The sequence below is a fragment of the Streptomyces sp. NPDC058464 genome (assembly GCF_042721035.1).
In the GTDB taxonomy this organism is placed as follows: domain Bacteria; phylum Actinomycetota; class Actinomycetes; order Streptomycetales; family Streptomycetaceae; genus Streptomyces.
On record NZ_JBHXMA010000048.1, the window covers coordinates 44,773 to 69,512 of the forward strand.

General features: G+C 72.2%; 18 protein-coding genes. 6 read left to right on the forward strand and 12 right to left on the reverse strand.

What is annotated here, in order from left to right:
- Nucleotides 1–77 precede the first annotated feature (77 nt).
- On the forward strand, nucleotides 78–2,108 hold the full coding sequence (locus ACFWPQ_RS42795; RefSeq protein WP_384047837.1) for an N-acetylmuramoyl-L-alanine amidase: 2,031 nt from the start codon (nucleotides 78–80) through the stop codon (nucleotides 2,106–2,108).
- Between the two features lie 18 nt (nucleotides 2,109–2,126).
- Here ACFWPQ_RS42795 and ACFWPQ_RS42800 read toward each other — a convergent pair whose 3' ends face one another.
- The 8 genes from ACFWPQ_RS42800 to ACFWPQ_RS42835 form a co-directional block, all read right to left on the reverse strand.
- A complete protein-coding gene (locus ACFWPQ_RS42800; RefSeq protein WP_384047839.1) occupies nucleotides 2,127–2,624 on the reverse strand; it encodes a hypothetical protein in 498 nt (165 codons plus the stop codon).
- Nucleotides 2,625–2,913: 289 nt separating this feature from the next.
- Nucleotides 2,914–5,589, reverse strand: a complete 2,676-nt coding sequence (locus tag ACFWPQ_RS42805; RefSeq protein WP_384047842.1) for an ATP-binding protein — start codon at nucleotides 5,587–5,589, stop codon at nucleotides 2,914–2,916.
- Between the two features lie 131 nt (nucleotides 5,590–5,720).
- Complete coding sequence (locus ACFWPQ_RS42810) at nucleotides 5,721–6,623, reverse strand: universal stress protein (RefSeq protein ID WP_384047845.1); 903 nt, start codon at nucleotides 6,621–6,623, stop codon at nucleotides 5,721–5,723.
- Between the two features lie 156 nt (nucleotides 6,624–6,779).
- Nucleotides 6,780–7,022 (reverse strand): DUF397 domain-containing protein, encoded by a 243-nt coding sequence (locus ACFWPQ_RS42815; RefSeq protein WP_361302271.1) that lies wholly within the window; start codon nucleotides 7,020–7,022, stop codon nucleotides 6,780–6,782.
- Between the two features lie 83 nt (nucleotides 7,023–7,105).
- Nucleotides 7,106–8,272, reverse strand: coding sequence for a thiolase domain-containing protein (locus ACFWPQ_RS42820; RefSeq protein WP_384047848.1), 1,167 nt, complete (start codon nucleotides 8,270–8,272; stop codon nucleotides 7,106–7,108).
- Complete coding sequence (locus ACFWPQ_RS42825) at nucleotides 8,269–9,315, reverse strand: thiolase domain-containing protein (RefSeq protein ID WP_384047851.1); 1,047 nt, start codon at nucleotides 9,313–9,315, stop codon at nucleotides 8,269–8,271. Before ACFWPQ_RS42825 ends, ACFWPQ_RS42820 begins: the two co-directional genes overlap by 4 nt.
- Complete coding sequence (locus tag ACFWPQ_RS42830; protein ID WP_384047854.1) at nucleotides 9,315–10,256, reverse strand: Zn-ribbon domain-containing OB-fold protein; 942 nt, start codon at nucleotides 10,254–10,256, stop codon at nucleotides 9,315–9,317. The genes ACFWPQ_RS42825 and ACFWPQ_RS42830 overlap by 1 nt, the downstream gene beginning before the upstream one ends.
- Nucleotides 10,257–10,382: 126 nt before the next feature.
- Nucleotides 10,383–11,183, reverse strand: coding sequence for a crotonase/enoyl-CoA hydratase family protein (locus tag ACFWPQ_RS42835; RefSeq protein WP_384047857.1), 801 nt, complete (start codon nucleotides 11,181–11,183; stop codon nucleotides 10,383–10,385).
- Nucleotides 11,184–11,391: 208 nt separating this feature from the next.
- Between ACFWPQ_RS42835 and ACFWPQ_RS42840 the strand changes: the two genes are divergently transcribed.
- The 3 genes from ACFWPQ_RS42840 to ACFWPQ_RS42850 all read left to right on the forward strand — a co-directional run bounded on the left by ACFWPQ_RS42840 (nucleotide 11,392) and on the right by ACFWPQ_RS42850 (nucleotide 17,155).
- On the forward strand, nucleotides 11,392–13,005 hold the full coding sequence (locus ACFWPQ_RS42840) for an acyl-CoA synthetase (protein WP_384047860.1): 1,614 nt from the start codon (nucleotides 11,392–11,394) through the stop codon (nucleotides 13,003–13,005).
- Between the two features lie 179 nt (nucleotides 13,006–13,184).
- Nucleotides 13,185–15,203 carry a sulfatase gene (locus tag ACFWPQ_RS42845; RefSeq protein WP_384047862.1) on the forward strand — a complete coding sequence of 673 codons (2,019 nt, stop codon included), beginning with the start codon at nucleotides 13,185–13,187 and terminating at the stop codon, nucleotides 15,201–15,203.
- A 284-nt stretch (nucleotides 15,204–15,487) separates the two neighbouring features.
- Complete coding sequence (locus tag ACFWPQ_RS42850) at nucleotides 15,488–17,155, forward strand: sulfatase (RefSeq protein ID WP_384047864.1); 1,668 nt, start codon at nucleotides 15,488–15,490, stop codon at nucleotides 17,153–17,155.
- On the opposite strand, the gene ACFWPQ_RS42855 is transcribed toward ACFWPQ_RS42850, so the two are convergent.
- The 4 genes from ACFWPQ_RS42855 to ACFWPQ_RS42870 form a co-directional block, all read right to left on the reverse strand.
- Nucleotides 17,092–17,928, reverse strand: a complete 837-nt coding sequence (locus tag ACFWPQ_RS42855; RefSeq protein ID WP_384047867.1) for an alpha/beta fold hydrolase — start codon at nucleotides 17,926–17,928, stop codon at nucleotides 17,092–17,094. The two genes, ACFWPQ_RS42850 and ACFWPQ_RS42855, sit on opposite strands and share 64 nt — an antisense overlap.
- A gap of 63 nt (nucleotides 17,929–17,991) precedes the next feature.
- Nucleotides 17,992–18,708 (reverse strand): class I SAM-dependent methyltransferase, encoded by a 717-nt coding sequence (locus tag ACFWPQ_RS42860; RefSeq protein WP_384047869.1) that lies wholly within the window; start codon nucleotides 18,706–18,708, stop codon nucleotides 17,992–17,994.
- 27 nt (nucleotides 18,709–18,735) lie between these two features.
- Complete coding sequence (locus ACFWPQ_RS42865) at nucleotides 18,736–20,271, reverse strand: fibronectin type III domain-containing protein (protein ID WP_384047872.1); 1,536 nt, start codon at nucleotides 20,269–20,271, stop codon at nucleotides 18,736–18,738.
- Between the two features lie 170 nt (nucleotides 20,272–20,441).
- On the reverse strand, nucleotides 20,442–21,944 hold the full coding sequence (locus ACFWPQ_RS42870; RefSeq protein WP_384047875.1) for an acyl-CoA synthetase: 1,503 nt from the start codon (nucleotides 21,942–21,944) through the stop codon (nucleotides 20,442–20,444).
- Nucleotides 21,945–22,211: 267 nt separating this feature from the next.
- On the opposite strand from ACFWPQ_RS42870, the gene ACFWPQ_RS42875 reads away from it, so the two are divergent.
- Both ACFWPQ_RS42875 and ACFWPQ_RS42880 read left to right on the forward strand, forming a co-directional pair.
- Complete coding sequence (locus ACFWPQ_RS42875) at nucleotides 22,212–23,687, forward strand: cytochrome P450 (protein ID WP_384047878.1); 1,476 nt, start codon at nucleotides 22,212–22,214, stop codon at nucleotides 23,685–23,687.
- Nucleotides 23,671–24,678, forward strand: a complete 1,008-nt coding sequence (locus ACFWPQ_RS42880) for a (-)-alpha-amorphene synthase (protein WP_384047881.1) — start codon at nucleotides 23,671–23,673, stop codon at nucleotides 24,676–24,678. The genes ACFWPQ_RS42875 and ACFWPQ_RS42880 overlap by 17 nt, the downstream gene beginning before the upstream one ends.
- The last annotated feature ends 62 nt before the right edge of the window (nucleotides 24,679–24,740 follow it).

The following is a 24,740-nucleotide window of genomic DNA, read 5'->3' on the forward strand; positions in this document are numbered from 1 at the left end:
TCGTCGGCAAGCCGGTACCACTGAGCCACGCTCAGCCCCGCACGCCCCGTCGCGCCCCATCGCCCCAGGAGGCTGCATTGCGAGGATCCGTCATCGAGCCCGCACCCCCGCACAGCGGCAGACGTACGCGCAGGACGGCCGGAGCCGTCGCCGCCGCGGCTCTGCTGCTGCCGTTGCTGGGCGCGGCACCCCCACCGGACACCGGCGAGTCGTCCGCCGGACTGCTCCAGCGGGCGTTCGCGTCCGCCGCCGACGAGTACCACGTGCCGCAGAGCGTGCTGCTCGCCGTCTCCTACCTCCAGTCCCGCTGGGACATGCACGCCGGCGCGCCCAGCGTGACCGGCGGCTACGGCCCCATGCACCTCACCGACGCGCACGCCGCGCTGGCGACGGCCACCGAGCACTTCGCCGACGGCACCGAGGACGCCCGCGGCGACAGCGCCCGCCCCGCCCTGCACCCGAGCGTGCAGGTCCCGCAGAACTCCGCGCTCCCGGACCGCCTCAAGACCCTCCCCAAGGCCGCCGCGCTCACCGGGATCCCGGCCGCCGACCTGCGCACCGACGCGGCGGCCAACGTGGCCGGCGGCGCCGCCCTGCTCGCCGCCACCCAGCAGGACCTCCACCAGCCGCTCAGCACCGATCCGGCGGACTGGTACGGCGCGATCGCCCGCTTCTCCGGAGCCGACGACACGGCGACCGCGGCGGCCTACGCCAACGACGTGTTCGACGTCCTCCACACGGGCGAGGAGCGCACCACCGACGCGGGGCAGCTCGTCGCCCTCGCCGCCCAGCCCGACCTGGCGCCCGACACCGCGCAGCTGAAGCTGACCGGACTGCGCACGACGGCGGCGGACGGCGAGACGGAGTGCCCGACAACGGTGTCGTGCCAGTGGATCCCGGCGCCCTACGCGCAGTTCGGGGACAACGACTACGGCAACCACGACCTCTCCGACCGGCCGGCCTCGCAGAGCATCAAGTACATCGTCATCCACGACACCGAGGGTTCCTGGGACACCACCATCAAGCTGGTCCAGGACCCGACCTATGTGTCCTGGAACTACACCATCCGCTCCACCGACGGTCTGATCGCCCAGCACGTCAAGGCGAAGGACGTGGCCTGGCACGCGGGCAACTGGTACATCAACGCCAAGTCGATCGGCATCGAGCACGAGGGCTTCCTCGCCTCTCCGGACGCCTGGTACACGGAGGCGATGTACCGCTCCTCGGCCCGGCTGGTGAAGTACCTCTCCGAGCAGTACGGCATCCCGCTGGACCGGCAGCACATCCTCGGCCACGACACCGTGCCCGGCCCGACCACGTCCACGATCCCCGGGATGCACACCGACCCCGGCCCCTACTGGGACTGGCGGCACTACTTCGAGCTCCTTGACCACCCCTTCAAGCAGAAGGCGGGCAAGAAGCACCGGGTGGTGACGGGCGGTGTGGTGACGATCCTGCCGGACTACGCCACGAACCAGCCGACGTACACCGGCTGCGTCACCAAGGGCCAGCCCTGTGCCGCGCACGGTTCCAGCGCGGTACGGCTGTACTCCGACCACGACGAGAGCGCGGCCCTGATCAAGGACATCGGCCTCGGTACGACACCGACGACCGACGTCAACGACCTCTCCTCACGGGCCGCCACCGGCCAGCAGTACACGGTGGCGGACACCTGGGGCGACTGGACGGCGATCTGGTACCTCGGGCAGAAGGCGTGGTTCAAGAACCCGGCGAGCGCGCCGACGGCGGTCGGCGCGACCGGGCTGGTGATCACGCCGAAGGCGGACCGGACCAGCATCCCGGTGTACGGCCGCGCCTATCCGGAGGCGTCCGCGTACCCCTCCGGGGTACCCGCCCAGTCGGTCTCCCCGCTGCCCTACACGATCCCGGCGGGCCAGAAGTACGTGGCCGGTGACGAGGTGCCGGGCGAGTACTACTACGCCGTCACCTTCAGCACCGACTCGCACAAGGTCGTCGTGGGCAAGGACCTGTACTACGAGATCCAGTACGGCCACCGGGTCGAGTTCGTCCGCGCGGCCGACGTGGACGTGGTGCCGGCCGCGAAGACCGGACGGCACCACGGCCACGGCCACGGTCACGGGAAGTAGCCGACGGAGGGGTCTGCCTCAGCCCTGCTGGAAAAGCTCCGCCGGGAGCGGCTTCAGCAGGGCGTACAGGTCGTCGGTGATCGGGCGGTCCCAGGCGGCGATGGTCACGAGGACGCCGTCGCTGCGGTCGAACTGGACGCAGGAGATCCGGCTCTCGGAGAGCTTGAGACGGCGCACGATCAGCAGGTTGTCGCCCTGCAGGACCGGCATGTCCTCGGTGCCGACGACGGTGACGTCCTCGTCGTTCTCCAGGGCGAGGAGGAGCTGGCCGACCTCGAAGGGGACCTCGTCCTCCTCCACCTCGCGGGCCGGGGAGCCCTCGGGAAGGTTCCCGATGATCATCGCGGGGCCGCGGCCGCCGAAGAGGTCGTAGCGCAGGAAGACGCCCTGGCAGGTGCCGTCGGGGGCGGGCAGCAGCCCGGCTCCGAGGTTGCCGGGCCAGTCACCCGGGTCCATGGCCAGTACGTCGAAGTCGGGGCCGGCGGGAGTGGCGCTGCGGCGACGGAGGAACGACATGCGCTCCATGGTACGGGGCCCGGGTTGTGGGGCGGGGATCAGTGCCGGGCGCGGTTCGGCCGACCCTCCCGAGCCGCCACCCCTCCTGCTCTGCTGCCACCTTCCTCCGCCGGCCCCCCTTGTTGTGTCGGTGGCATCCTCTGCCGGCACTTTTGATCCGCCGCAACGGCGCTCAGCCACGGCGGTGGTGTTCGGCGGTGCCGGGCCGGGCGGCGGAGTCGGCCGTGGTGGGTGGCGGTCGTTCCGCGGTGCGGCGCCGTCGTGGCTGGTCGCGCAGTTCCCCGCGCCCCTAGGGGGTTGCGCCCTTCGTTTGCTCCATCGCTGCGGACAGCTCCGCGCGGGCCTGCACCGCCAAGGCGTCCGCGTCGCACTGCACGGCGGTGTCCAGGCCCCTGCGAAGGAGTTCGGCATCACGGAGTTCCGCGCCCAGGGCCACCAGCGCGCAGGCCAACTCGTAAGCGGCGGGAGAGCGCTCCAGGTACGCCACCGACTCGCGCAGGTATGTCAGGCGGGACTCGCCGGTCGAGACCTCCGCTGCCGTGCGCAGGGCCTGGCCGATGGCTGAGGGGGCGCCGAAGCGGCGGGCGCGGGTCAGCGCGTCGAGGGCCGTCGTCAGGGCGCGTTCCGGGGCGTCGTGGGCTTCGGCGCGGGCCAGGTGGAGCTGCCAGGGGCACCATGAGGGGTTGCGGATGCCGCGGGGTTCGAGGCGGCGGCCGGCCGCGGAGAGCTCGGCCGCCGCGTCCTTCGTGAGGCCGCGGGCGAGGAGCAGTTCGCCGTAGACCGTCTGGGCGTCGGGGAAGACCACGGCCGCCGGGAAGGGCTCCCGGAAGGCGTGGTCCTCGGCGAGGCGGGCGGCCTCCTCGGTGCGGCCGCGGGCGATGAGGGTCTGGATGAGGATGCCGACGGCGTACCAGTGGGCCGGGGTGCCGGGTCCGACGCGTTCGGCGAGGCGCAGGCCGGAGCGGGCGTGCTCCTCGGCCTCGGCGAGGCGGCCGCGGCGGTAGCGGACGTAGCCGAGGAGCGTGTAGGCAAAGGAGAGGTGGGCGCCGCGCCAGCCCTGGCGTTCGAAGTCGGCGATCCCGGCGGCGAAGAGCTCCTCCGTGCGGTCGGGCCGGTCGGCGTACATGAAGGCGAGGGCGACGAGGACGGGGACCTCGAACCCGCGGTCGGCCTCCGCCCAGCCGAGGCCGCCGGCCAGGGCGCGCTCGGCGTGCTGGAGGGCCACCTCGGCAGGCTCGCCGCGCTGGATCGCGTCCCAGGTGCGCAGCCCGATGACGTACCGCTCGGTGAGGTCGCGGCCCTTTATGCGGTCGGCGAGCCGGGTCAGGCGGCGGGAGCGGGAGGGGTGGTCGGGTTCGTCGGCGCGGAAGGCGTCCCACATGAACTGTTCGGAGAGCATGCGGAGCCGGACGCGGGCGTCACCGGTCACGTGGATCTCGCGGGCGAGGGTCTCGGAGGCCTCGGCGAGGCGGTCGCTGTGGGCGAGGACCTGGGAGAGGCGGTAGACGATGTGGTGGCGCAGGGCGGGCTCGGCGATGGGCTCCTGGAGGGCCGCGCGCAGGTGGTTGACGGTGGTGGCGGGCTCGGTGAGGAGGGAGGCGCTGCCCAGTTCGTGGAGGACGGCGGCGCGCTCCTTGGCGGGCGGGGGTTCGCGCAGGGCCCGCGCGAGGTAGGCGCGGGCCGTGTCGGGGGCGCCGGCCCGGAGGGTCTCGCCGGCGGCGGCGCGCAGCTGCCGGACGACCCAGGTGTCGCCCTCGGGGTGGGTCTCCAGGAGGTGGCGGGCGGCGGCGGTGGCGCCCTGGCCGTCGTCGGTCACGCACCAGGCGGCCTGGCCGTGCAGGGCGACCCGGGTGGCGGGCGGGATGGCCCGGTAGACGGCGGTGGCGATCAGTGGGTGGACGAACTCCAGGGTCTCGACGCCGGTGAGGACGCGGGCGCCGCGCAGGGCGTCGGCGGCGTCGGCGGCCTCCTCGTGGCCGAGGCCGGCGACGGCGGCGGCGAGCGCCGGATGGATCTCGGTGCCGAGGACGGCGCAGGCCCAGGCGAACCGGACCGCCGAGGGGCCCAGGCGTTCGAGGCGGGCGATCAGGCCGCTGCCCTTGACGGCGGCGGCGAGGTCGCGCAGCAGGGGCGCGCCGGCCTCGGTGGGGTCGAGGCCTCGGTCGGAGACCTTGGCGGTCAGTTCGACGGCCTCGAAGGGGTTGCCGGCGGTGACGGCCCAGCACTCGTGGCAGAAGGCGTCGTCGGCGTGGTCGCCGAGGCTCTCGCGGACCAGGCCGGCGACGGCGTCGGCGCTGAGCGGTTCGAGGCCGTGCGGACGGCCGCCGGCCCGTCCGGGCAGGCCCCGGAACGCGTCGGCGTGCTCGGGGAGTTCGTCGGGCCGGTACGCGACGACGACGAGCAGCGGGAGTTGCTCGGCGCGTGGCGCGAACGCGGCGAGCCAGCCGAGGGATTCGGGGTCGGCCCAGTGGGCGTCGTCGAGGACGAGGACCATCGGGGCCTGGCGCAGGGCGAGGTGGGTGAGCACCCAGTCGAGGCCGTCGCGCAGGCCCTGCTGGTCGGGCGGGGCGCCCTCGGTCGGGGCGCACAGGCCGAGGGCGGGGCCGACGATGTCGTACCAACTGCCCAGCGAGGCGCGCAGTTCGGCCTCCGGGGCGCCGGCGAGCCGGGGTTGCAGGAGCTGGCGGGCGACATGGAAGGCGACGCGCTGTTCCTGCTCGCCACCCCGCGCGGAGAGCACGGTGCAGCCCTGGGCGGCGGCGCGGCGGCGGACCTCGGCGAGCAGGGTGGTCTTGCCGATGCCGGCCCGGCCGGCGAAGGCGAGCAGCGCGCCGAGCGGCCGGTCGCCCGGTGCCGCGCCGTCCGTGCCCAGGCCGGTGAGCTCGGCCAACGCCTCGTCGACGGCGGAGAGTTCACCCTCACGCTCGTAGAGCGTCCGTCGGTTCCGCAGGACCCGCTGTCCCATGACCACCCCCCGCCACGGTGGTACGCGAGCGCGGGGAGCGGGCGCGCACCGTGGCTTGCAGGCAGCTCAGCGTACGCCCGACCACGGTGATCCGCTCCCTACTGACGGTAACTGGGCGAAGGGACTTGACATCACCGCTGCGGTGGCGACGGCGGGACCACCGCGATCGGGGCGGCCGCGTGCAGCAGCACGGCCTGGGTGACCGAGCCGATCATGCGGGCCGGGGCGAGCAGCCGACGGCGGTGGCGGCCGACGACGACCAGGGTGGCGTCCTTCGAGGCGGCCACCAGCAGGCCGGCCGCGTCGCCGGGCAGCGCGAGGATGTCGGCGCGCAGACCGGGGCGGTCCTTCAGGTGCGGGGCGAGGAAGCCCTCGGCGAGGGTGCGGGTCTCCTGTTCGACCTCGTCCCGGTCGACGGCCGGCGGGACGATCTCCCCGGCCGCGACCCAGCTCTGCAGCGGCCACGGGTAGGCGGCGATCACCTGGAGCCGGGCGCCGTGCCGGGCGGCCTCGGCGAGGGCGAAGGCGAGGGTGGCGTCGTCGGGGCTGTCCACGTCCAGGCCGACGACGACCCGGGGCCCGGGCTCGGCGGCCAGTTCCTCCTGGACCTCGCGCCCCGGCCGGGGTACGACGACCACCGGGCACGCGGCGTCGCGGGCGGCGGCCATGCCGTTGGAGCCGAGCAGCAGGCTGGCGAAGCCGCCGCGGCCCCGGGAGCCGAGCACCAACAGCTGTGCGTCGGTGCCCAGTTCGGGCAGCAGCGCGCTCGGGGCGCCCTCCAGGGCGACGTACTCGACGGTCAGCCCCGCGGCAGCGGTGCGCAGCCGGTCCCGGACCTCGTCGAGCACGGGGTCGCCGGCCGCGTCCGGCTCGCCGGCGACCAGCACGTCGGGCTGCCCCCACGCGGCGTACTGGCGGACGTGCACCACCCGTAGCGGTGCGCCCTGTTGCCGGGCCGCCCGCACGGCCCAGTCCAGCGCGCGCAGACTGTCGTCCGAACCGTCCGCCGCGGCGATGACCGGCGCAGTGCTCATCGTTCCTCACCTCCGGAATACGACCTTCCCCGTCCGGGGCCAGCCTGTCTCAGGCGGCGGCCCCGGAGGGGCGCTGCTGGTCACGTGTCCGGAAATCCTTGCGGAACACCCCCCGGTTCACCTCTCTGCCGCAGCGGCGGAACCGGGGGGAGGCGCTCAGGTGAGGTCGAACTCGCCCTCGCGGGCCCCCGACACGAAGGCACCCCACTCGGCGGGGGTGAAGATCAGGGAAGGGCTCTCCACCCGGCCGCTGTTGCGCATCGCGATGAATCCCTCGACAAAGGCGATCTGGACATCCCCCAGGCCCCGGCTGCTGGACTGCCAATCGGCCCCGCTGAGGTCCAGCTCCGGCTTGTCCCAGCCCAGTACCGGCTGCTGCTGGATGGTGCTCTCGGCCACGTCCGTGCTCCTCCCGAATTCGTCGTCCGCGGCCAGCCTAGCTTCCGGTTCCGGCACTCAACAGGCCACGTGAACGGGTCCTTTCAGCTGTCGGGGGCCGAGGCGCCGACGAGCCACATGGAGAAGAACTGGGAACCGCCGCCGTAGGCGTGCCCGAGTACCTTCCGGGCGCCGTCCACCTGGTGTTCTCCGGCCTGGCCGCGCACCTGGAGGGCGGCCTCGGCGAACCGGATCATCCCGGAGGCGCCGATCGGATTGGTGGAGAGGACGCCGCCCGACATGTTGACGGGGAGGTCACCGTCGAGTTCGGTGACCCCCGATTCGGTGAGTTTCCAGCCCTCGCCCTCCTCGGCGAAACCGAGGTTCTCCAGCCACATGGGCTCGTACCAGGAGAACGGCACGTACATCTCGACGGCGTCGATGTCCCGGCGCGGGTCGGCGATCCCCGCCTGCCGGTAGACGTCGGCGGCGCAGTCCTTCCCGGCCTGTGGCGACACCGCGTCCTTGCCGGCGAACAGGGTCGGCTCGCTCCGCATGGCCCCGCCGAGCATCCAGGCCGGCGGGTTCGTGGAACGGGCTGCTCCGGCACGGTCGGTGAGGACCATGGCGCAGGCTCCGTCGGAGGAGGGGCAGGTCTCCGAGTAACGGATGGGGTCCCACAACATGGGGGACGCCTGGACCTTCTCCAGGGTGATGTCGTGCTCGTGGAGGTGTGCGTAGGGGTTCTTGAGCGCGTTGCGCCGGTCCTTGTAGGCGACCAGCGAGCCGACGGTGTCCGGGGCGCCGCTGCGCCGCATGTAGGCCCGCACGTGGGGCGCGAAGAAACCGCCCGCGCCCGCCAGCAGGGGCTGCTGGAAGGGGATCGGCAGGGAGAGCCCCCACATGGCGTTGGACTCGGACTGCTTTTCGAAGGCGAGGGTCAGCACGGTGGAGTGGACACGGGCGGCGACGAGGTTGGTCGCGACGAGCGCGGTCGAGCCGCCCACCGAACCCGCCGTGTGGACCCGCAACATGGGTTTGCCGACCGCCCCCAGCGCGTCCGCCAGGTACAGCTCCGGCATCATCACGCCCTCGAAGAAGTCGGGCGCCTTGCCGATGACGACGGCGTCGATGTCCGCCCAGTCCAACTCGGCGTCGTCGAGGGCGCGTCGCGCGGCCTCGCGGACGAGCCCCGCGATCGACACGTCCCGCCGGGCCGCCACGTGCTTGGTCTGGCCGATCCCTACGACGGCCACGGGCTCCTTGCTCATCGCGGATCCCCTTCGAGTACGGCAACCAGGTTCTGCTGCAGACAGGGCCCGGAGGTGGCGTGGGCGAGGGCACGGTCGGACTCGCCGCGGTGGATGCGGGCGGCGGCCTCGCCGATGCGGATCAGCCCGGCGGCCATGATCGGGTTGGCCGCGAGGGCCCCGCCGGACGGGTTCACGCGCACGTCGTCGCCGAGCCGCAGCGCCTTGCGCAGCACGACCTCCTGGGAGCTGAACGGCGCGTGCAGCTCGGCGGTGTCCACGGGCCGTTCGAAGGCACCGGCCTTCTCGGCGGCGAGCCGGGCGGACGGCGAGTCGGTCAGGTCCCGGACGCCCAGGCCGTGCGCCTCGATGCGGTGGTCGATGCCCCGGATCCAGGCGGGCCTGGCGCACAGCTCCCGGGCCCGCTCCCCCGCCGCGAGGATCACGGCCGCGGCCCCGTCTGCGATGGGCGGGCAGTCGCCGGTACGCAGGGGCCGCGCGAGGTACTCCCCCTGGGGCACCGAACCCCGCAGCTGGGCATGGGAGTTGGCGACCGCGTCCGCCCTGCTGCGAGCGCCGACCGCCGCCAGCGCGGGCTCGTCGGTCTCGCCCGCGTCGATGAGGGCCTGGGCCTGGAGGGCGGCGAGGGCGACGGAGTCCGGCCAGAGGGGGGCCACGTAGTAGGGGTCGAGCTGCCGGGTCAGGACGTCCCGCACGGAGCCGGGTGAGGACTTGCCGTACGAATAGACGAGCGCGGTGTCCGCGTCTCCGGTGAGCAGCTTGGTCCAGGCCTCGTACAGGGCCCAGGCGCCGTCCATCTCGACGTGCGACTCGGAGATCGGCGGCCAGGCCCCGACGCCGTCGAGGGCGAGGGTGAAGGAGAAGGCGCGGCCGGCCAGGTAGTCGCTGGAGCCGGAGCAGGTGAAGCCGATGTCGGCGGTCTTCAGGCCGGTCTGTCCGAGCACGTCGTGCAGCACCGGCATGAGCATCTCGACCTCGGAGAGGTCCTCGCTGGTACGGCGGTGGTCGGTCTGTGCGAAGGCGACCAGTGCTATGTCACGCATCACAGCAGCTCCTTGTACGTCTCGTAGTCCGCGTCCGGCTCACCGCTGGGCCGGTAGTGATCGGGGAAGCGGGACCCCTCGGTCCACACCGGCTCGACCCTGAGCCCCATCCGCACCTGGTCGTAGGGGATCCCGCCGATCCGGCCGTGCAGGGCGAGGCCGGCGCCGTCGAGGGCGATGTGGGCATAGACGTACGGCACCTCGATGTCGAGGTTCTTCGCCTTGATGTTGACGATGCAGAAGGTGGTGACCGTGCCGCCGGGACCCACCTCGACCTGTTCCGATGTGGCCACCCCACATGTGGGGCAGGCACCCCTCGGCGGGACGTACACCTTCCGGCAGGAGGGACAGCGCTCGCCGAAGGTCCGCCGGGACGCGAGGGCCTCGATGAAGGCGGACTGGGCGCGGCCGGGCGAGTAGGTGTAGTCGAGGCGGGCGTGCGCGATGATCCCGTGCACCGGATCCTCGAACTCGCCCGCACGGACGGTGACGAAGGTGTCCTCACCGTCGTACGGCTCGAAGCAGGCGATGTCGGTGATGGCGCCGGAGCGCTCCTCGGCCCAGCGGATCCGGACCCGCATCCCGGTGCGGACGGCGTCGGGGCCGGGGGCGTCGAGGGCGTGCAGCAGGGCGGTGTCGGCGCCGTCGAGCCGGACCAGGACCCAGGCGAAGGGCGTACCGAGAGGCTGTCCACGGCGGGGCTCGTGGTTCCAGGCCCAGGTCGTGACGGTCCCGGTGGGCGCGACCTCCACCAGGTCGCGGATCTCCTCGGCGGTGACGGGGTCGTACTCGACGGGCGGGACGAGAGTGCGGCCGTCACCGGTTTTCACACCGAGGACGACGCGTTCCCGCAGCCCGGTGAGAAAGGCGCTCTGCACGGGCCCGAGCGATCGGGTGAAGGGGAACTCCACGACGAGGGGGGCCTTGAGAACTTCGGGCATGGGGGGCTTGCCTCCTTTAGGTCGATGGGGGGGACGCCCCGTTCTTTCTCTTTTGGGGGCGCGGGGAACTGCGCGACCAGCCCCCACCGGCCCGCAGCTTCCGGACCGGCCCAGGCCCGCGCAGCGCTACGCACGCTTGTAGACAGGCGCTCGCTTCTCCGCAAAGGCACGGGCACCTTCCTTGGCATCGGCCGTGTCGAAGATCGGCCACCCCCGCTTCAGCTCCGCAGCCAGCCCGTCGGCTTCGGTCAGCTCAGCGGTCTCGTACACCGACGCCTTGACCGCCTCGACCGCCAACGGCCCGCACGCGTTGATCTGTTCGGCGATTTCCAGGGCCTTGTCGAGCGCGGTGCCGTCCGGCACGACGTGGCCGACGAGCCCGATGTCGGCCGCCTCCCTGGCGCTGTACGGCCGCCCGGTGAGCAGCATCTCCAGGGCGTGCGTGCGCGGAATCTGCCGCTGGAGCCGCACCGTGGACCCGCCGATCGGAAAGAGCCCCCGCCGGACCTCGAAGAGGCCGAACGTCGCGGACTCGCCCGCGACCCGGACGTCGGTCCCCTGGAGGATCTCCGTGCCGCCCGCGACGCAGTACCCCTCGACCGCGGCGATCACCGGTTTGCGCGGGCGATGATGACGGAGCATCGCCTTCCAGTGCAGGTCGGGGTCGGCCTTCAGCCGGTCGCGCAGGTGCTCGCCCGCCATGCCCTGTCCGGCCAGCGCCTTGAGGTCCATCCCGGCGCAGAAGGCGCCCCCGGCCCCGGTGAGCACGATCGAGCGGACGCCGTCGTCCTCGTCGGCCTCGATCCAGCCGTCGTACAGGCCGACGAGCATGGCGATCGAGAGCGCGTTCTTCGCCTCGGGCCGGTTGAGCGTGAGCACGAGTGTGGCGCCCTCGCGCCGCACGGTGAGGTGTTCCGTTCCACCCATGGACCGTCTCCCCTCCGAAAGGGATCGTCTCCCCTCCACCAGAACGAGAACAGGTTGCAGTAGCCGGGGAGGCACTTCAAGGGTTTTCTGACAGACAGTCAGATTTCTTCGCGCGAACCCTTCACACTTGCCGCGCCCTTTGCTCTGATGACCGGCGAACGGACAGGTGCGCCTTTCTTCGTCACGGTCGCCGGGGTCAGGAGGAGCGGTGGAGTACAACCTTGCCGATCTGTTCGAGTCGGTCGTGGACGTGGCCACGGACCGCGAGGCGCTCGTCTACCTCGACCACCCCGGCACGGGGGCGGAACGCCGGCTGACCTACGCCGAGCTGGACGCCGCCGCCAACCGCATCGGCCACCATCTGATCGACAGCGGCATCCGCCCGGGCGAGCATCTCGGCCTGCACCTCTACAACGGGGTCGAGTACCTGCAGACGGTGCTCGGCTGCCTGAAGGCGCGGGTCGTGCCGGTCAATGTCAACTACCGGTACGTCGAAGAGGAGTTGGTGTACCTCTACCGCGACGCGGATCTCGTCGCGCTGGTCTTCGACGCGGAGTTCGACGACCGGGTGGCGGCGGCGCTGCCCCGGGCGCCGAAGCTGCGGCACCTGGTGCGGGTGGGCGAGCCGGTGGACACGGGCCTCAAGGCTCTCGCCTTCACGGAGGCCGAGGCCGCCGGGTCGCCCGGGCGGGGGTTCCCCGCGCGCTCGGCGGACGACCAGTTCATCATCTACACCGGCGGCACGACCGGTATGCCCAAGGGTGTGATGTGGCGTCAGGAGGACCTGTTCTTCGCCGGGCTGGGCGGTGGCGCGCCGACCGGTGAGCCGGTGAAGCGGCCGGAGGAGCTGGCCGAACGGGTCGCGGCGGGCGGGACGGGCATCACCTTCTTCCCCACTCCCCCGCTGATGCACGGCACGTCCACGCTCACCACCTTCATCGGCTTCAACTTCGGGCAACGGGTCGTGATCCACCGCAAGTTCGTCCCCGAGGAGGTGCTGCGCACCGTCGAGAAGGAGAAGGTCACCAGTATGTCGCTGGTCGGCGACGCGATGCTGCGCCCGCTGATCGACGCCCTCAACGGGCCGATGAAGGGCACCGACTGCTCCGCCCTGTTCAGCGTCTCCTCCTCCGGTGCGATCCTCTCCGAGACCGTGCGCCGGCAGTTCAGCGAACTCGTCCCGAACGCCATGCTGCTGAACAACTTCGGGTCCTCCGAGTCCGGCTTCAACGGAACCGCGACCAACGACTCCGGGGCCGGCAGCGGCTTCCGGGTCCGCGTCAACTCCCGTACCCAGGTGGTCGATCCGGCCGGCCACGAGCCGGTCGCGGTGGGCGAGATCGGCCGGGTCGCGCAGAGCGGTCACGTACCGCTCGGCTACTACAACGACCCGGCGAAGACCGCCGAGACGTTCTTCGAGAAGGACGGCCGGAGGTGGGTGCTCCTGGGCGACATGGCGACGGTCGACGAGGACGGCGTCGTGAACGTGCTCGGCAGGGGCTCGCAGTGCATCAACACCGGGGGCGAGAAGGTGTACCCGGAGGAGGTCGAGCAGGCACTGAAGTCGCACCCGGACGTGTACGACGCGCTCGTCGCCGGGGTGCCGGACACCACCTGGGGCAACCATGTGGCGGCGGTGGTGCAACTGCGCGAGGGCGCGGAGCCGCCCTCCCTCACGGACATCCAGGCCCACTGCCGTACCCATCTGGCCGGGTACAAGGTTCCCCGTCAGCTGGTGATCGCCGACGCCATCCAGCGGTCGCCGAGCGGCAAGGCGGACTACCGGTGGGCGCGGGAGGTGGCGGTGGCCGCCGACCGGTAGGACGCGCGGGCAGCGGGGCAGGACCCGCCGGGACGGCAGCACGTGCGCGCTCTTTGCACGCGATTGACCCGGATGTTTGAACACCGGGTAACGTCAGGCCGTACGCGAGGTTGGCGGTTCCTGACCTGCGGGCCCGGTCCGCCGTGCCATCACCGGGCTTCGCACGGAAGGACTTACGGGTGTCGCACCTCACGCCCCCTCGCCAACTGCTGGACGCGGACGCGTCGGCCCCGGACCCGGCGGCGGGGACGCCGACCGAGCCGACGGAGACCGAGGCCGAGCCGGACTCCCCGTCGGCCGAGCACCCGACAGATGACGGGGCCGAGGCCGAAGCCGGCACTCGGGTCGAGGCGGACGAGACAGCCGAGGCGGACAAAGCGACCGAGGCGACCGGTGACGAGGAGCGCGGCGAGGCAGCCGGGGAGACCGGTGCCTCACTGCCCGCCGGCGACGGCGAACGCGCTCCCGAGGGCGCCGAGTCGCACCCGGCCCCCGCCACGGCCGGGGACGAGACCGAACCCGCGTCGCAGGCCGCCGGATCCGCCCCACGCAGCCGGTTCGGCCGAATCCGCCGCCACCCCCGCGTCGCAACCTCCGTTCGGGTGGGCACGAGCGTCCTGGCGGCCGCCTTCGTGCTCGGTGCGATCCTCGTGCCGGACCGCCTCGACCGGTTCTCCTTCCAGACCTTCCTCCGCCTCCCCGTCGAAGTGGTGTACCTCTCGGTCGTCCTGCTCGTGCTGCCGTCGAAGGCACGGCGGATCGCGGCCGTCGTCACGGGGACGTTCCTCGGCCTGTCCACCGTCCTGAAGTGCCTCGACATGGGCTTCTACCAGACCCTGGCCCGGCCGTTCGACCTGGTCTTCGACTGGGTCCTGCTGACCGACGCGGCGGACTGGGTGAAGGACTCGTTCGGTCACACGGGCGAGGTGCTCGCGGTGATCGGGGTGATCGTCCTGCTCGTCGTCGTACTCGTGCTGAGCGCGCTCGCGATGGTGCGGCTGGCGAACGTCCTGGACCGGCACCGCTCCGCGGCCGTGAGCACCACGCTCGTCCTCGGCACCGTGTGGATCACCTGTTTCTCGCTGGGCGTGCAGTTCGCCGGCATCCCGTTCGCCACCAAGGGCTACAGCCAGTTCCTCGCCAACCGTGTGCAGTACGTCCGCGACGGACTGGGGGACGCCGACGTCTTCAAGAAGGAACTCGCCGTCGACGCCTACGCCGACACCCCGTCCGACCAGCTGCTGACCGGACTGCGCGGCAAGGACGTGCTGTTCACCTTCATCGAGAGTTACGGCCGGGTGGCGATCGACGATCCGGCGATGGCTCCGGAGATCGACGCGACGCTCAACGAGGGGAACGACAGGCTCAAGTCGGCCGGTTTCGCGGCGCAGAGCGGCTGGCTCAGGTCGCCCGTGACGGGCGCCGGCAGCTGGCTCGCCCACTCGACGTTCCTGTCCGGTCTGTGGATCAAGAACCAGCAGCGGTACCGGACCCTGACCACCGGTGACCACGCGACCCTCACCAGCTACTTCCAGAAGACCGGGGCCTGGCGCACGGTCGGCATCGTGCCGGGCGTGCGCAAGTCCTGGCCCGAGGGCAAGTACTTCGGCCTCGACCACATCTACGACTCCACGCACCTCGGTTACTACGGCCCGTACTTCAGCTGGACGCCGGTGCCGGACCAGTTCAGCCTGGAGGCCTTCCAGAAGCTGGAGCACGGCAAGAAGAACCGCGACCCGATCATGGCGGAGATCATCCTGGCCTCCAGCCACAACCCCTGGTCCCCCATCGCTCACATCATCGACTGGAAGGACCTCGGGGACGGCAGGATCTTCTACAAGATCAAGAAGGAGGGCACGAACCCCACGGAGGTCTGGAAGAGCGCGAAGAGCGTACGGACCGAGTACCGCAAGGCGATCCAGTACTCCCTGGACAGCCTGACCCAGTGGATGCAGCGCTACGGCGACGACAACACCGTCCTCGTCTTCCTCGGCGACCACCAGCCCGTGCCGACGGTCACGGGCGGCAGCACCAACCGGGACGTGCCGGTCACCATCGTCGCCCGCGACCCGAAGGTCCTGGACCGGGTCTCCGGGTGGGGCTGGACGGACGGGCTCAAGCCGGCGGACAACGCGCCGGAGTGGGCGATGAACCAGTTCCGGGACCGCTTCATGAAGGCGTTCGGGCCGCAGAGCTGAGCCCGCCTCAGGTCTCCGCAGAGCCTGCGGTACGGCGGACGGACCTCGGGGTCCTCGAGTCATGAGGCACGGGCGTGCCAGCGTGGCGGGCGGTCCCGGGGTCGCACTGTGTGCGCACGATATGGCATCGATCAAGCGCGCAGCGTCACGACGACCGTTCGGAAGGACCTCCGGTGTCGCACCCCACGCCTGCCCAGTTGCCGGACACCGAAGGCGCGCCGGCCGGTGCGGGCGATGACGGCGGCCGGCTGCGGAGACATCCGGGTGTCGCCAGGACCGTCACGGTGGGGACGACACTCCTGGCCGCCGCCCTGCTCCTGACGGCACTGCTGCTGCCGAACCAGCTCGACCACCTGAGGCCGGGGGCGTTCCTGCGCCTCCCGGCCGAGGGGATCGTGCTGGCCGCCGTTCTGCTGGTGCTGCCCGCCTGGGCGCGGCGCGTCACGGCGGTGCTGGCGGGCGCGGCGCTGGGGGTGCTGACGCTGGTGAAGTGCCTGGACATAGGCTTCTACTCGGCGCTGCAACGGCCGTTCGACCTGGTGCTCGACTGGGTTCTGCTGGACGACGCGGCGGACTACGTACGGGAGTCGTTCGGCCGGACCAGTGAGCTGCTCGCGATCGCCGGGGCCGTGCTGCTCGCCGTGACCGTGCCGGCCGTGACCGTCCTCGCCCTGGTACGGCTCGCCGACCGGCTGGCGCGCCGCCGCCGGCCTGCGAGCCGTACCACGCTGGTGCTGGCCGTCGCCTGGGTCACCTGTGCCACCTTCGGCCTCCAGGCCGGTGGCGCGCCCGTCGCCGCGACGCTGGACGCCCAGTTGGTGGACGAGAGGGTGCGGGCGGTCCGGGCCGGTCTGGCGGACGCGCGGGTCTTCGCGGCGGAGGCCGCCGTCGACGCCTTCGAGAACACTCCGCCGGACCGGCTGCTGACGGGTCTGCGCGGCAAGGACGTGCTGTTCACGTTCGTGGAGAGCTACGGCCGTACGGCGATCGAGGATCCGGCGATGGCGCGACAGGTCGGCGCGGTCCTCCAGGAGGGCACCGCCTCGCTCAAGGCGGCCGGTTTCGACGCCCGCAGCGGCTGGCTGCGCTCCCCGGTCCTCGGGGCGGGCAGCTGGATGTGCCACGCCACGCTGCTGTCCGGACTGTGGATCGACAACCAGCAGCGCTACCGCAATCTGGTCTCCGGCGGCCGGACGACCCTCAACCAGTACTTCCGGAGGACCGGCGCGTGGCGCACGGTCGGTGTCGTCCCGGGCGTCCGCCGCGCCTGGCCGGAGGCCCGGTTCTTCGGGCTCGACCGCGCCTACGACTCCACGCATCTCGGCTACCGCGGCCCGTACTTCAGCTGGACGCCCGTCCCCGACCAGTTCACGCTGGAGGCCTTCGACCGCCTGGAGTACGGGAGGAAGAACCGGCGTCCGCTGATGGCAGAGATCATCCTCGCCTCCAGCCACCAGCCCTGGGCGCCGCTGCCCCGCATGATCGGCTGGAAGGACCTCGGTGACGGCTCGGTGTTCGGGCCGATCCGGCGGGCGGGCAAGGACCCGGCGGAGGTCTGGAAGGACACGGAGAGCGTGCGCGCCGAGTACCGGGCCTCGATCGAGTACTCGCTGCGCAGTCTGTTCGGGTTCATGCAGCGCTACGCCCACCCGAACACGGTCCTGGTCTTCCTCGGCGACCACCAGCCCCGCCCGGAGGTCGTCGCGGGCAGCCCGCGCCGGGACGTCCCGATCACGATCGTCGCCCACGACCCGGCGGTCCTGGACCGGGTCGCCGGCTGGGGCTGGACTCCGGGTCTCAAGCCCGCCCCCGAGGCGCCGATCTGGGCGATGAACAAGTTCCGCAACCGCTTCCTGACGGCGTTCGGACCGCAGCACCCCCGTCCGGCTCAGGCGTCCAGGAAGGCGACGGTACGGCGGACGAACCACTCGGGGTCGTCGAGCCAGGGGTAGTGGCCGGCGCCCGGCTGCACGGCGAGTTCGGCGGCGGGGAAGGCCGTGACGGCGCGCCGGGCCAGGGCCGGGCTGGGACCGCCGTCGAGCCCACCGGCGTACACCAGGACGCGGGCGGCGAGGGCGCGCAGGGCGGTCCGGGTGGCGTCCGGGGTGAAGGCGCCCTCGGCGAAGTAGCGGTCGCCCGCCTCGTCGTTGGTCTGCTCCTCGGCGGCCGCGTCGTGCGCGCGGGCGGCGTCGTCCCAGCGGCCGTAGAAGAACGGCATGAACGCCTCGTCGAAGTCCCCGGAGCCGGTCAGCCACGCCTCCAGCGCGGGGAACGCCCCCTCGAACCAGGGCTCCCCGGCGCGCAGCCGGGCCGCCGCCAGCCGGTCCTCGGGGGTGGCCCGCAGGCCGAGGGCCGAGGGGTTGCCGGTGATCAGCGCGAGCCGCCGCACGCGCTGCGGATGGGCCGCCGCGTACAGGATCGCCAGGCTCGCACCGGCCGAGTGCGCCAGTAGGTCCATGTGGTCGAGCCCCATGTGGGCGCGCAACATCTCCACGTCGTCGACCAGTCGGTCGCAGCGGTACGACGCCGGGTCGGCGGGCACCGCGGAGTCGCCGGTCCCCCGCAGGTCGAGCAGGATCAGCCGGCGATGCGCGGCCAGCCCGCCCAGGTCCCCGAGGTAGGCGGAGGCCCGCATGGGCCCACCGGGGAGTACGACGAGCGGTTCGCCCTCGCCTCTGACGTGGTAGGCGAGGCGGGTGCCGTCCGCTGCGGTGAAGGTGGGCATGGCGCCGATCCTCGGGGACGGCGGCGCGCCGCCGCAACGGATTTCGGGCGGGCGGCCGCGCTGTCAGCCCCGGGCCGGCTTGCTCACCCGGAACGCGAACTGCCCGCAGAACGTGAGCTTGCGGAGGTTCACCAGGGCGGCGTCCCGCTTGCTCTTGCGGGCCCAGGTGTCGATCTCCGTGTTGAGCGGCGACTCCGTCTGCCAGAAGCGGCCGTACTCCTTCTTCCGCGAGCCGTGGTAGGTGCGCATGATCAGGGTCACGCCGTCGAGCGAGGGCCGGATCTCCTCCAGGGCGAGCCCGGCCTCCTCGACCAGCACCCGGAATCCGTAGGGCGTGTAGTTCCAGAGGCTGAAGGAGTGGTACGGCTCGAACTGGGAGGTGCTGCCGATGAACAGCCCGCCCGGGCGCAGCACCCGGCTCACCTCCGCGAGCAGTTCCCGGGGTCTGGCGACGTGTTCGAAGACCTGGTGCGAGTAGACGAGCGGCACGGCGTCGGAGCGGAACGGCAGGTTGACGCCGTCGAAGTACACCACGCTGTCGCCGCCTGGCGTGCGCTGGGCGGCCTCCGGCGAATCGCGGATGTCGACCCCCACCCAGCGGACGCGGGAGTCGTGCTTGCGGAAGAGCTCGGCCGACGTACCCCGCCCGCAGCCGAGGTCCACCACCCGGTCCGGTGCCCGCGGCGAGCGCATGGCCTCGTCGAGGTAGTAGCGGGAGGTGACCTGGCGGGCGTGGTCGTCGGGGATGCAGTCGCGCATGAGTTCCCACAGGGTCGACATGTCCCCACGCTACGGAGGTGCCCTTCGCTAGGCCACATCCAGGCGGGGGGTCGGGACGGCCGTCATCCCTTGGGAGGAATGCGGCTGCGCGGACGGCGGCACCAGCCGGCCGATGCCGGACAGGTCGCGGACGGTCACGCTGTTGCGGTCGGCGACCGTACGGCCGAATGCGTGGTACGGCCACAGTCCCCCGGCCTGCCGGCGGCTGTGCTCGTTCCACTCCAGGGCCTCGGCGGCACGGGCCCGGAAGAAGTTGAGCGCATAGCCCCCGCTGTGGATCCGCAGCAGGAAGAAACCGCCGGGATACTCCTTGGCGGCGCCGACCTCCTGCAGTGTCACCTGCGGGGCGAGGGGCACATGGGTGCGCTTGTTGCGGTGGGTGTGGCCCACATGGTGGAGGAACACACCCGGGGCGGCGGCGTAGGCGCGCAGGATCGCGCGGGCCTGGCGGCGGCCGAGGCGCTGCGCCGGGCTCACCGGGAAGAGTGCCTCCCGTACGGTCAGCGGATGGTGGCCGAAGACGACGGTGGGCTGTTCCCTGTGGGCCCGCAGCCGGCGCCGGAACCAGGACAGCTGCTCGGCGCCGAGGCCGCCCGTGTCACCGCCGTTCCCGCGCTTGTCGTAGGTGTCGAGGCCGATGATCCGCAGCCCGCCCACGTCGTGTTCGAACCAGCCGGGCCGGTCGGGTCCGCCGAACACCTGGTGGAAGGCGTCGCCCCCGCCCGCGCCGCGGTCGTGGTTGCCCCGGACGACGAGGTAGTCCCGCCGGTGGGTGCCGAAGCCGTCCAGGATCCGTCTGGCCTCCGCCAGGTCGCGCGGTCCGCCGCCGGCGGAGATGTCACCGGCGGCCAGCAGCAGTTGGGCCCCGCGGCGGCGGGCCTCGTCCACCACGGCGCGGCTCATGAGCTCGGGGTAGGGGGTCTGTCCGGTCCGCTGGGCCACTCCGCGCAGCAAGGGGACTCCTGCCACCAGGCCGGCGACGGTCTCGCCGATGTGGAGGTCGTTGCAGAGGGCGAGGGAGAGCAGGTGGCGGCCGGGCGGGGGCTGCGGGGTGGTGAAGGAGTAGGGGCCGCCGGGTGTGCCGAGACCGTGTCGGGAGGTGCCGGCCGCGTTGCCGCGCACCAGGTGCAGCGCGGTGGGTGTGGCGGGCACGCCTTGGGAGCGGGCCTGGTAGTAGTACGTCTGCCCGGGTTCCAGACCGGTGAGTTCGACGTGGTGGTGTGCGGTGGGACGGTCCTCGCCCGCGGTGCGGTTGAGGCGGGCCGGGTGGGTGCCGTAGACGACCTCGCCCTCGGTGACGGCGGGCAGCATCCGGCCGGTGCCGTCGTCGGTGCCGGGCAGGGCGGTGTGCCAGGTGATGACGGCGCGGTCCTCGGTGAGGGTGACGAGTTCCAGGTGGACGGCGGCGAGCGGGCCGGGGTGCCGGAGGCGGGGTGCGGTGGCGGACCGGAGCAGGGCGGGCGCGAGGAGGAGGCCGGAGCGCAGTATCTCGCGCGGGCCGGGGATGCCCGCGAGTGCGCCGAGGGGGACGGGGAGGCAGCAGGACATGTTGGTGATGTGCACGCCGGCGGTGAACGGCGGACGAGGTGTCGGAAGCCGCACACGGTATGGAACCAGACTTCTTGGGTCCTGGGCGGGCGTTGTGCCGACACTCACGTCCCGGGGCCTCGCGAGAACCGCCTCCCGGGTCCTCACGAGGCGGTCGTCAGGAGCCGGTCCTCACGAGGCGGTCCTCACGAGGCGGGGCCGAACCGGTCCCGCAGCTCCCGCTTCAGGATCTTCCCGCTGGCGTTGCGGGGCAGCGCGTCCACGAACAGGACCCGCTTGGGCGCCTTGAAGGCGGGCAGCCTCTCCTTCACGTGGGCGATCAGCCCGGCCTCGTCGATCTCGCCGCGCGGGACGACGACCGCCGTGACCGCCTCGATCCACCGCTCGTCGGGCAGACCGATCACGGCGGCCTCGGCGACCGCCTCGTGGCTGTAGAGGGCGTCCTCGACCTGCCGCGAGGCGACCAGCACGCCACCGGAGTTGATGACGTCCTTCACCCGGTCGACGATCGTGTAATAGCCGTCGGCGTCGCGCACCGCGAGGTCGCCGGAGTGGAACCAGCCGTCCCGGAAGGCCTCCTCGGTCTCCTCGGGCTTCTCCCAGTAGCCCTCGCAGAGCTGCGGTGAGCGGTAGACGATCTCGCCGGGTGTGCCGTCGGGCGCGTCCTCGCCGTCCTCGCCGACCACGCGTGCCTCGACGAACAGGACGGTGCGGCCGCAGGAGTCCAGCCGGCCCTTGTGCTCCTCGGGCGCGAGGACGGTGGCGAGCGGCCCGATCTCGCTCTGTCCGAAGCAGTTGAACAGGGCGAGTTTCGGGAGGCGTTCGCGCAGCCGCTCCAGGACGGGCACCGGCATGATCGACGCGCCGTAGTAGGCCTTGCGCAGTCCGCCGAGGTCGCGGGTGGCGAAGTCGGGCCGGTTGGACAGTCCGATCCACACGGTGGGCGGCGCGAACAGGCTGTCCACGTCCCCGGTCTCGATCAGGTCGAACAAGGTGTCGCCGTCCGGCCCGTCGAGGATGACGTTGGTCGCGCCCACCGCCAGGTAGGGCAGCAGGAACACGTGCAACTGGGCGGAGTGGTAGAGGGGCAGCGCGTGCGCGGGCCGGTCGCCGGCGCTGAGGTCGAGGGCGGCGATCGCGCTCAGGTACTCGTGGACCAGCGCCCGGTGGGTCATCATCGCGCCCTTGGGCAGCGCCGTGGTCCCGGAGGTGTACAGCAGCTGCACCAGGTCCTCGGTGCGCGGTTCGGGCCCGTCGTACGGCGCCGCGTCCGCGAGCCGGGCGAGCAGCGAGCCGTCGGCGTCCCGCAGCGGCAGCGCCCGTACGCCGTCGGGGAGCCGGCCGGCGAGGTCGGGGTCGGCGAGGACCAGGGAGCTGCCCGACTGGCCGACGATGTACGCGAGGTCGTCGCCGGTGAGGTTCTGGTTGACCGGGACGTGGACCAGGCCGGCGCGGGCGCAGGCGAGGAAGGCGATCAGGTAGGCGTCGGAGTTGTGTCCGTAGGTGCCGACCCGGTCACCGCGGTCGAGGCCCTGGCCGAGCAGGACGCCCGCCGCTCGCGAGACGGCGTCGTCGAGTTCCTCGTACGTCCACCGCCGCTCGCCGTACCGCACCGCCACCCGCGCGGGAGTGCGCCGGGCGCTGCGCCGCAGCACCCCGTCCACCGTGCTGCCCTGTCCCTGCGTCATGACTCATGATCCTCGGCCCGTCGCCCGGACAGGTCAAGCGACCGGGGCGGGACCGGGCTGGAGTGCCACCTGGAATCACAATCGATGCATCATGCATCAAGAGGTGTTCGCGCCCGGTGCTCTTTGCTTCAACGTGCCCCCGTGCGCCCCTTTGGAGAAAGGTTTCCGGAAACCCGGGCACGGTTGAACTGGGCAGGACTTGTCTCGGGTTGTCAGACCCTGAACAGGTTCGCTCATTTCACGTGTCGTACTGGGCAGGAGGTTTCCATGAACGGTGCTGTGCCTGAACAAAAACGAACGTGGAGGACAGGTACTGCTCCCGGCATATTCCCACTCCTCGGTCACGCTATCTCCCTGTACCGCCGGCCGCTGGCGTTTCTGAATTCATTGCCCGCGCACGGGGATCTGGTCGAGATACGCCTGGGCCCCCAGCGCGCCTGGATGGTGTGCCACCCGGAGCTGGCCCACGAGGTGCTCATGGACCCGCACACCTTCGACAAGGGGGGCCCGCTCTACGACCGCCTCGGAAACCTGATGGGGGACGGACTGGTGACCTGCCGTCAGCCTGCGCACCGGGACAAACGCAGGCTGCTGCAGCCCGCTTTCCGGCCGTCCCACGCCGCCGCGTACACGGAACTCGTCGCCGAGGAGGCCGAGTCGGTGTGCGAGGGGTGGCAGGCGGGCGGGACGGTTCCCGTCACCGAGGCGGCGATGACCCTCACGACCCGTGTGATCAGCCGGGTCCTCTTCTCCGGCTCACTGGACGACACGGCCGCCGCCCAGGTGCGGGACTGCCTCGCCGACGTCGTCCGCGGCCTCTTCGTCCGCACGGTCGTCCCGGTCGACGCCCTGTTCCGGTTCCCGGCCCCCGCCAACCGCCGCTACCGGCGCGCGCTCGCCCGTCTGCACGCCGTCATCGACACCGTGATCGCCGAGCGCCGCCGGGGCCCCACCCGCGACGACGTCCTGGGCAGTCTGCTGGCGGCCACCCGCGACGACGGCGCGGCGGCCCTCGGCGACCAGGAGATCCACGACCACCTGATCACGCTGCTGCTCACGGGCGCGGAGACCTCGGCCCTGGCCCTGGCCGCGGCCTTCAGCCTGCTGGCCGGCCACCCGGAGGCCGAACGGCGCCTGCACGCCGAACTCGACGCCGTCCTCCCGGGCGGCCGTCGGCCCGGCCCCGGCGACCTGCCGGACCTCGTCCGGACCCGGTGCGTCGTCTCCGAGACGCTGCGCCACTCGTCCCCGGGCTGGCTCTTCACCCGCGTCACCACCCGGGAGACGGAGCTCGCCGGACGCCGGCTGCCCGCGGGAGCCACCGTGCTCTACAGCCCCTACCTCCTGCACCACGACCCGTCGTCGTTCCCCGACCCCGAGCGCTTCGATCCCGACCGCTGGCTGCCGGGGCGGCCCACCGCCGGACAGCGGCGCGCGGCGATGCCGTTCTCCGCCGGCAACCGCAAGTGCCTCGGGGACGAGTTCGCCATGGTGGAGGTCACCGTGGCGCTCGCGACCATCGCCGGCCGCGTGCGCCTGCGCCATCTCCCCGGGTACGTCGCACGGACACCGCGCCCGGCGATCACCCTGGGGCCGCGCTCGCTGGTCATGGCCTGCGAGACGCGTCCGCAGCGGCTGTCGGACGCGTCGTCGTCCCGCGCCCCGCTCCCCCGCCGCGCGGTGTGCACCCGCCAGGCACCGCAATCCCGATCGGCAGGTGACCACAGTGTCGACAACGCATGAGGAAGTCAGGTCCGGCGTACCGGGCGGACAGCCGGCGGCCAGCCTCAAGGACCTCATCGACATCCGTCTGCACATGCCCTTCCCGTTCCGCCGCAACCCCCACGAACCCGAGGCCACGGCCAGTGTGGAGGCATGGCTGAGTACCTGGGGGCTGACCGCCGAGCCGGGGGTGGCGGCGATGATCGCCCGGACCCGCCCAGCCCAGCTCGCGTCGTTCACCAGCCCCGCCGTCGATCCCGGGCTGCTGCGCATCGTCGCCCACCAGATCGCCTATCAGTTCGTCTTCGACGACCGGGCGGAGGTCGTCGGCCGGCGCTCCCCGGCCGGGCTCGTGCCCATGCTGTGCGAGAGCATCGCGATCCTGCGGGACGACCGGGCGCCCGGCACACCGCTCGGAGCGGCGCTGACCGATCTCCTCCGGCAGGTCCGGGAGCGGTGCACACCCGGACAGGCCGCACGATGGGCCTGGCAGAGCCGCGAATACGTGCACGGGCTGCTGTACGAGGCGGTGGCCCAGGCCCACCCCGTCGCCCTGCGCACCGGGGACTGCACCTCGATACGGTCGCTGACCGCGGGCGTCGAGCCGTTCCACCCGCTGTACGAGGCCTCGGCATCGGACGAACTGTCGCCCGCGGAACTGCACCATCCGGCCGTACGGCGGCTCGGCCGGCTCTCGGCCGACGCGGCGGTCTGGACGGCCGACCTGTTCTCCGCCGTCAAGGAACAGCGCGCGGGCGAGGTGATCAACCTCGCCCTGGCCCGGCAGCGCGAACACCACTGCTCCCTGCAGGCAGCCGTCCTCCTGGCCGTCCGGCAGATCAACGGCACGATCCGCGAGTTCCAGAGGGTGCTCGCGGAGGTGGAACCGGAACTGAGCCCCGCGGGCGTCCGATACGTGGAGGGCATGACCGGCTGGATCGGTGGGTGTTACCACTGGTCCCGGAGCGTACCGCGGTATGCGGACGTGGCGTCGGTGCCCGCCGTGCCATAGGCGCCGGACGAATACCGGAGACCGCGTTTCCGGGTGGCGGCTATCAGGGCCTCTTACCCGGA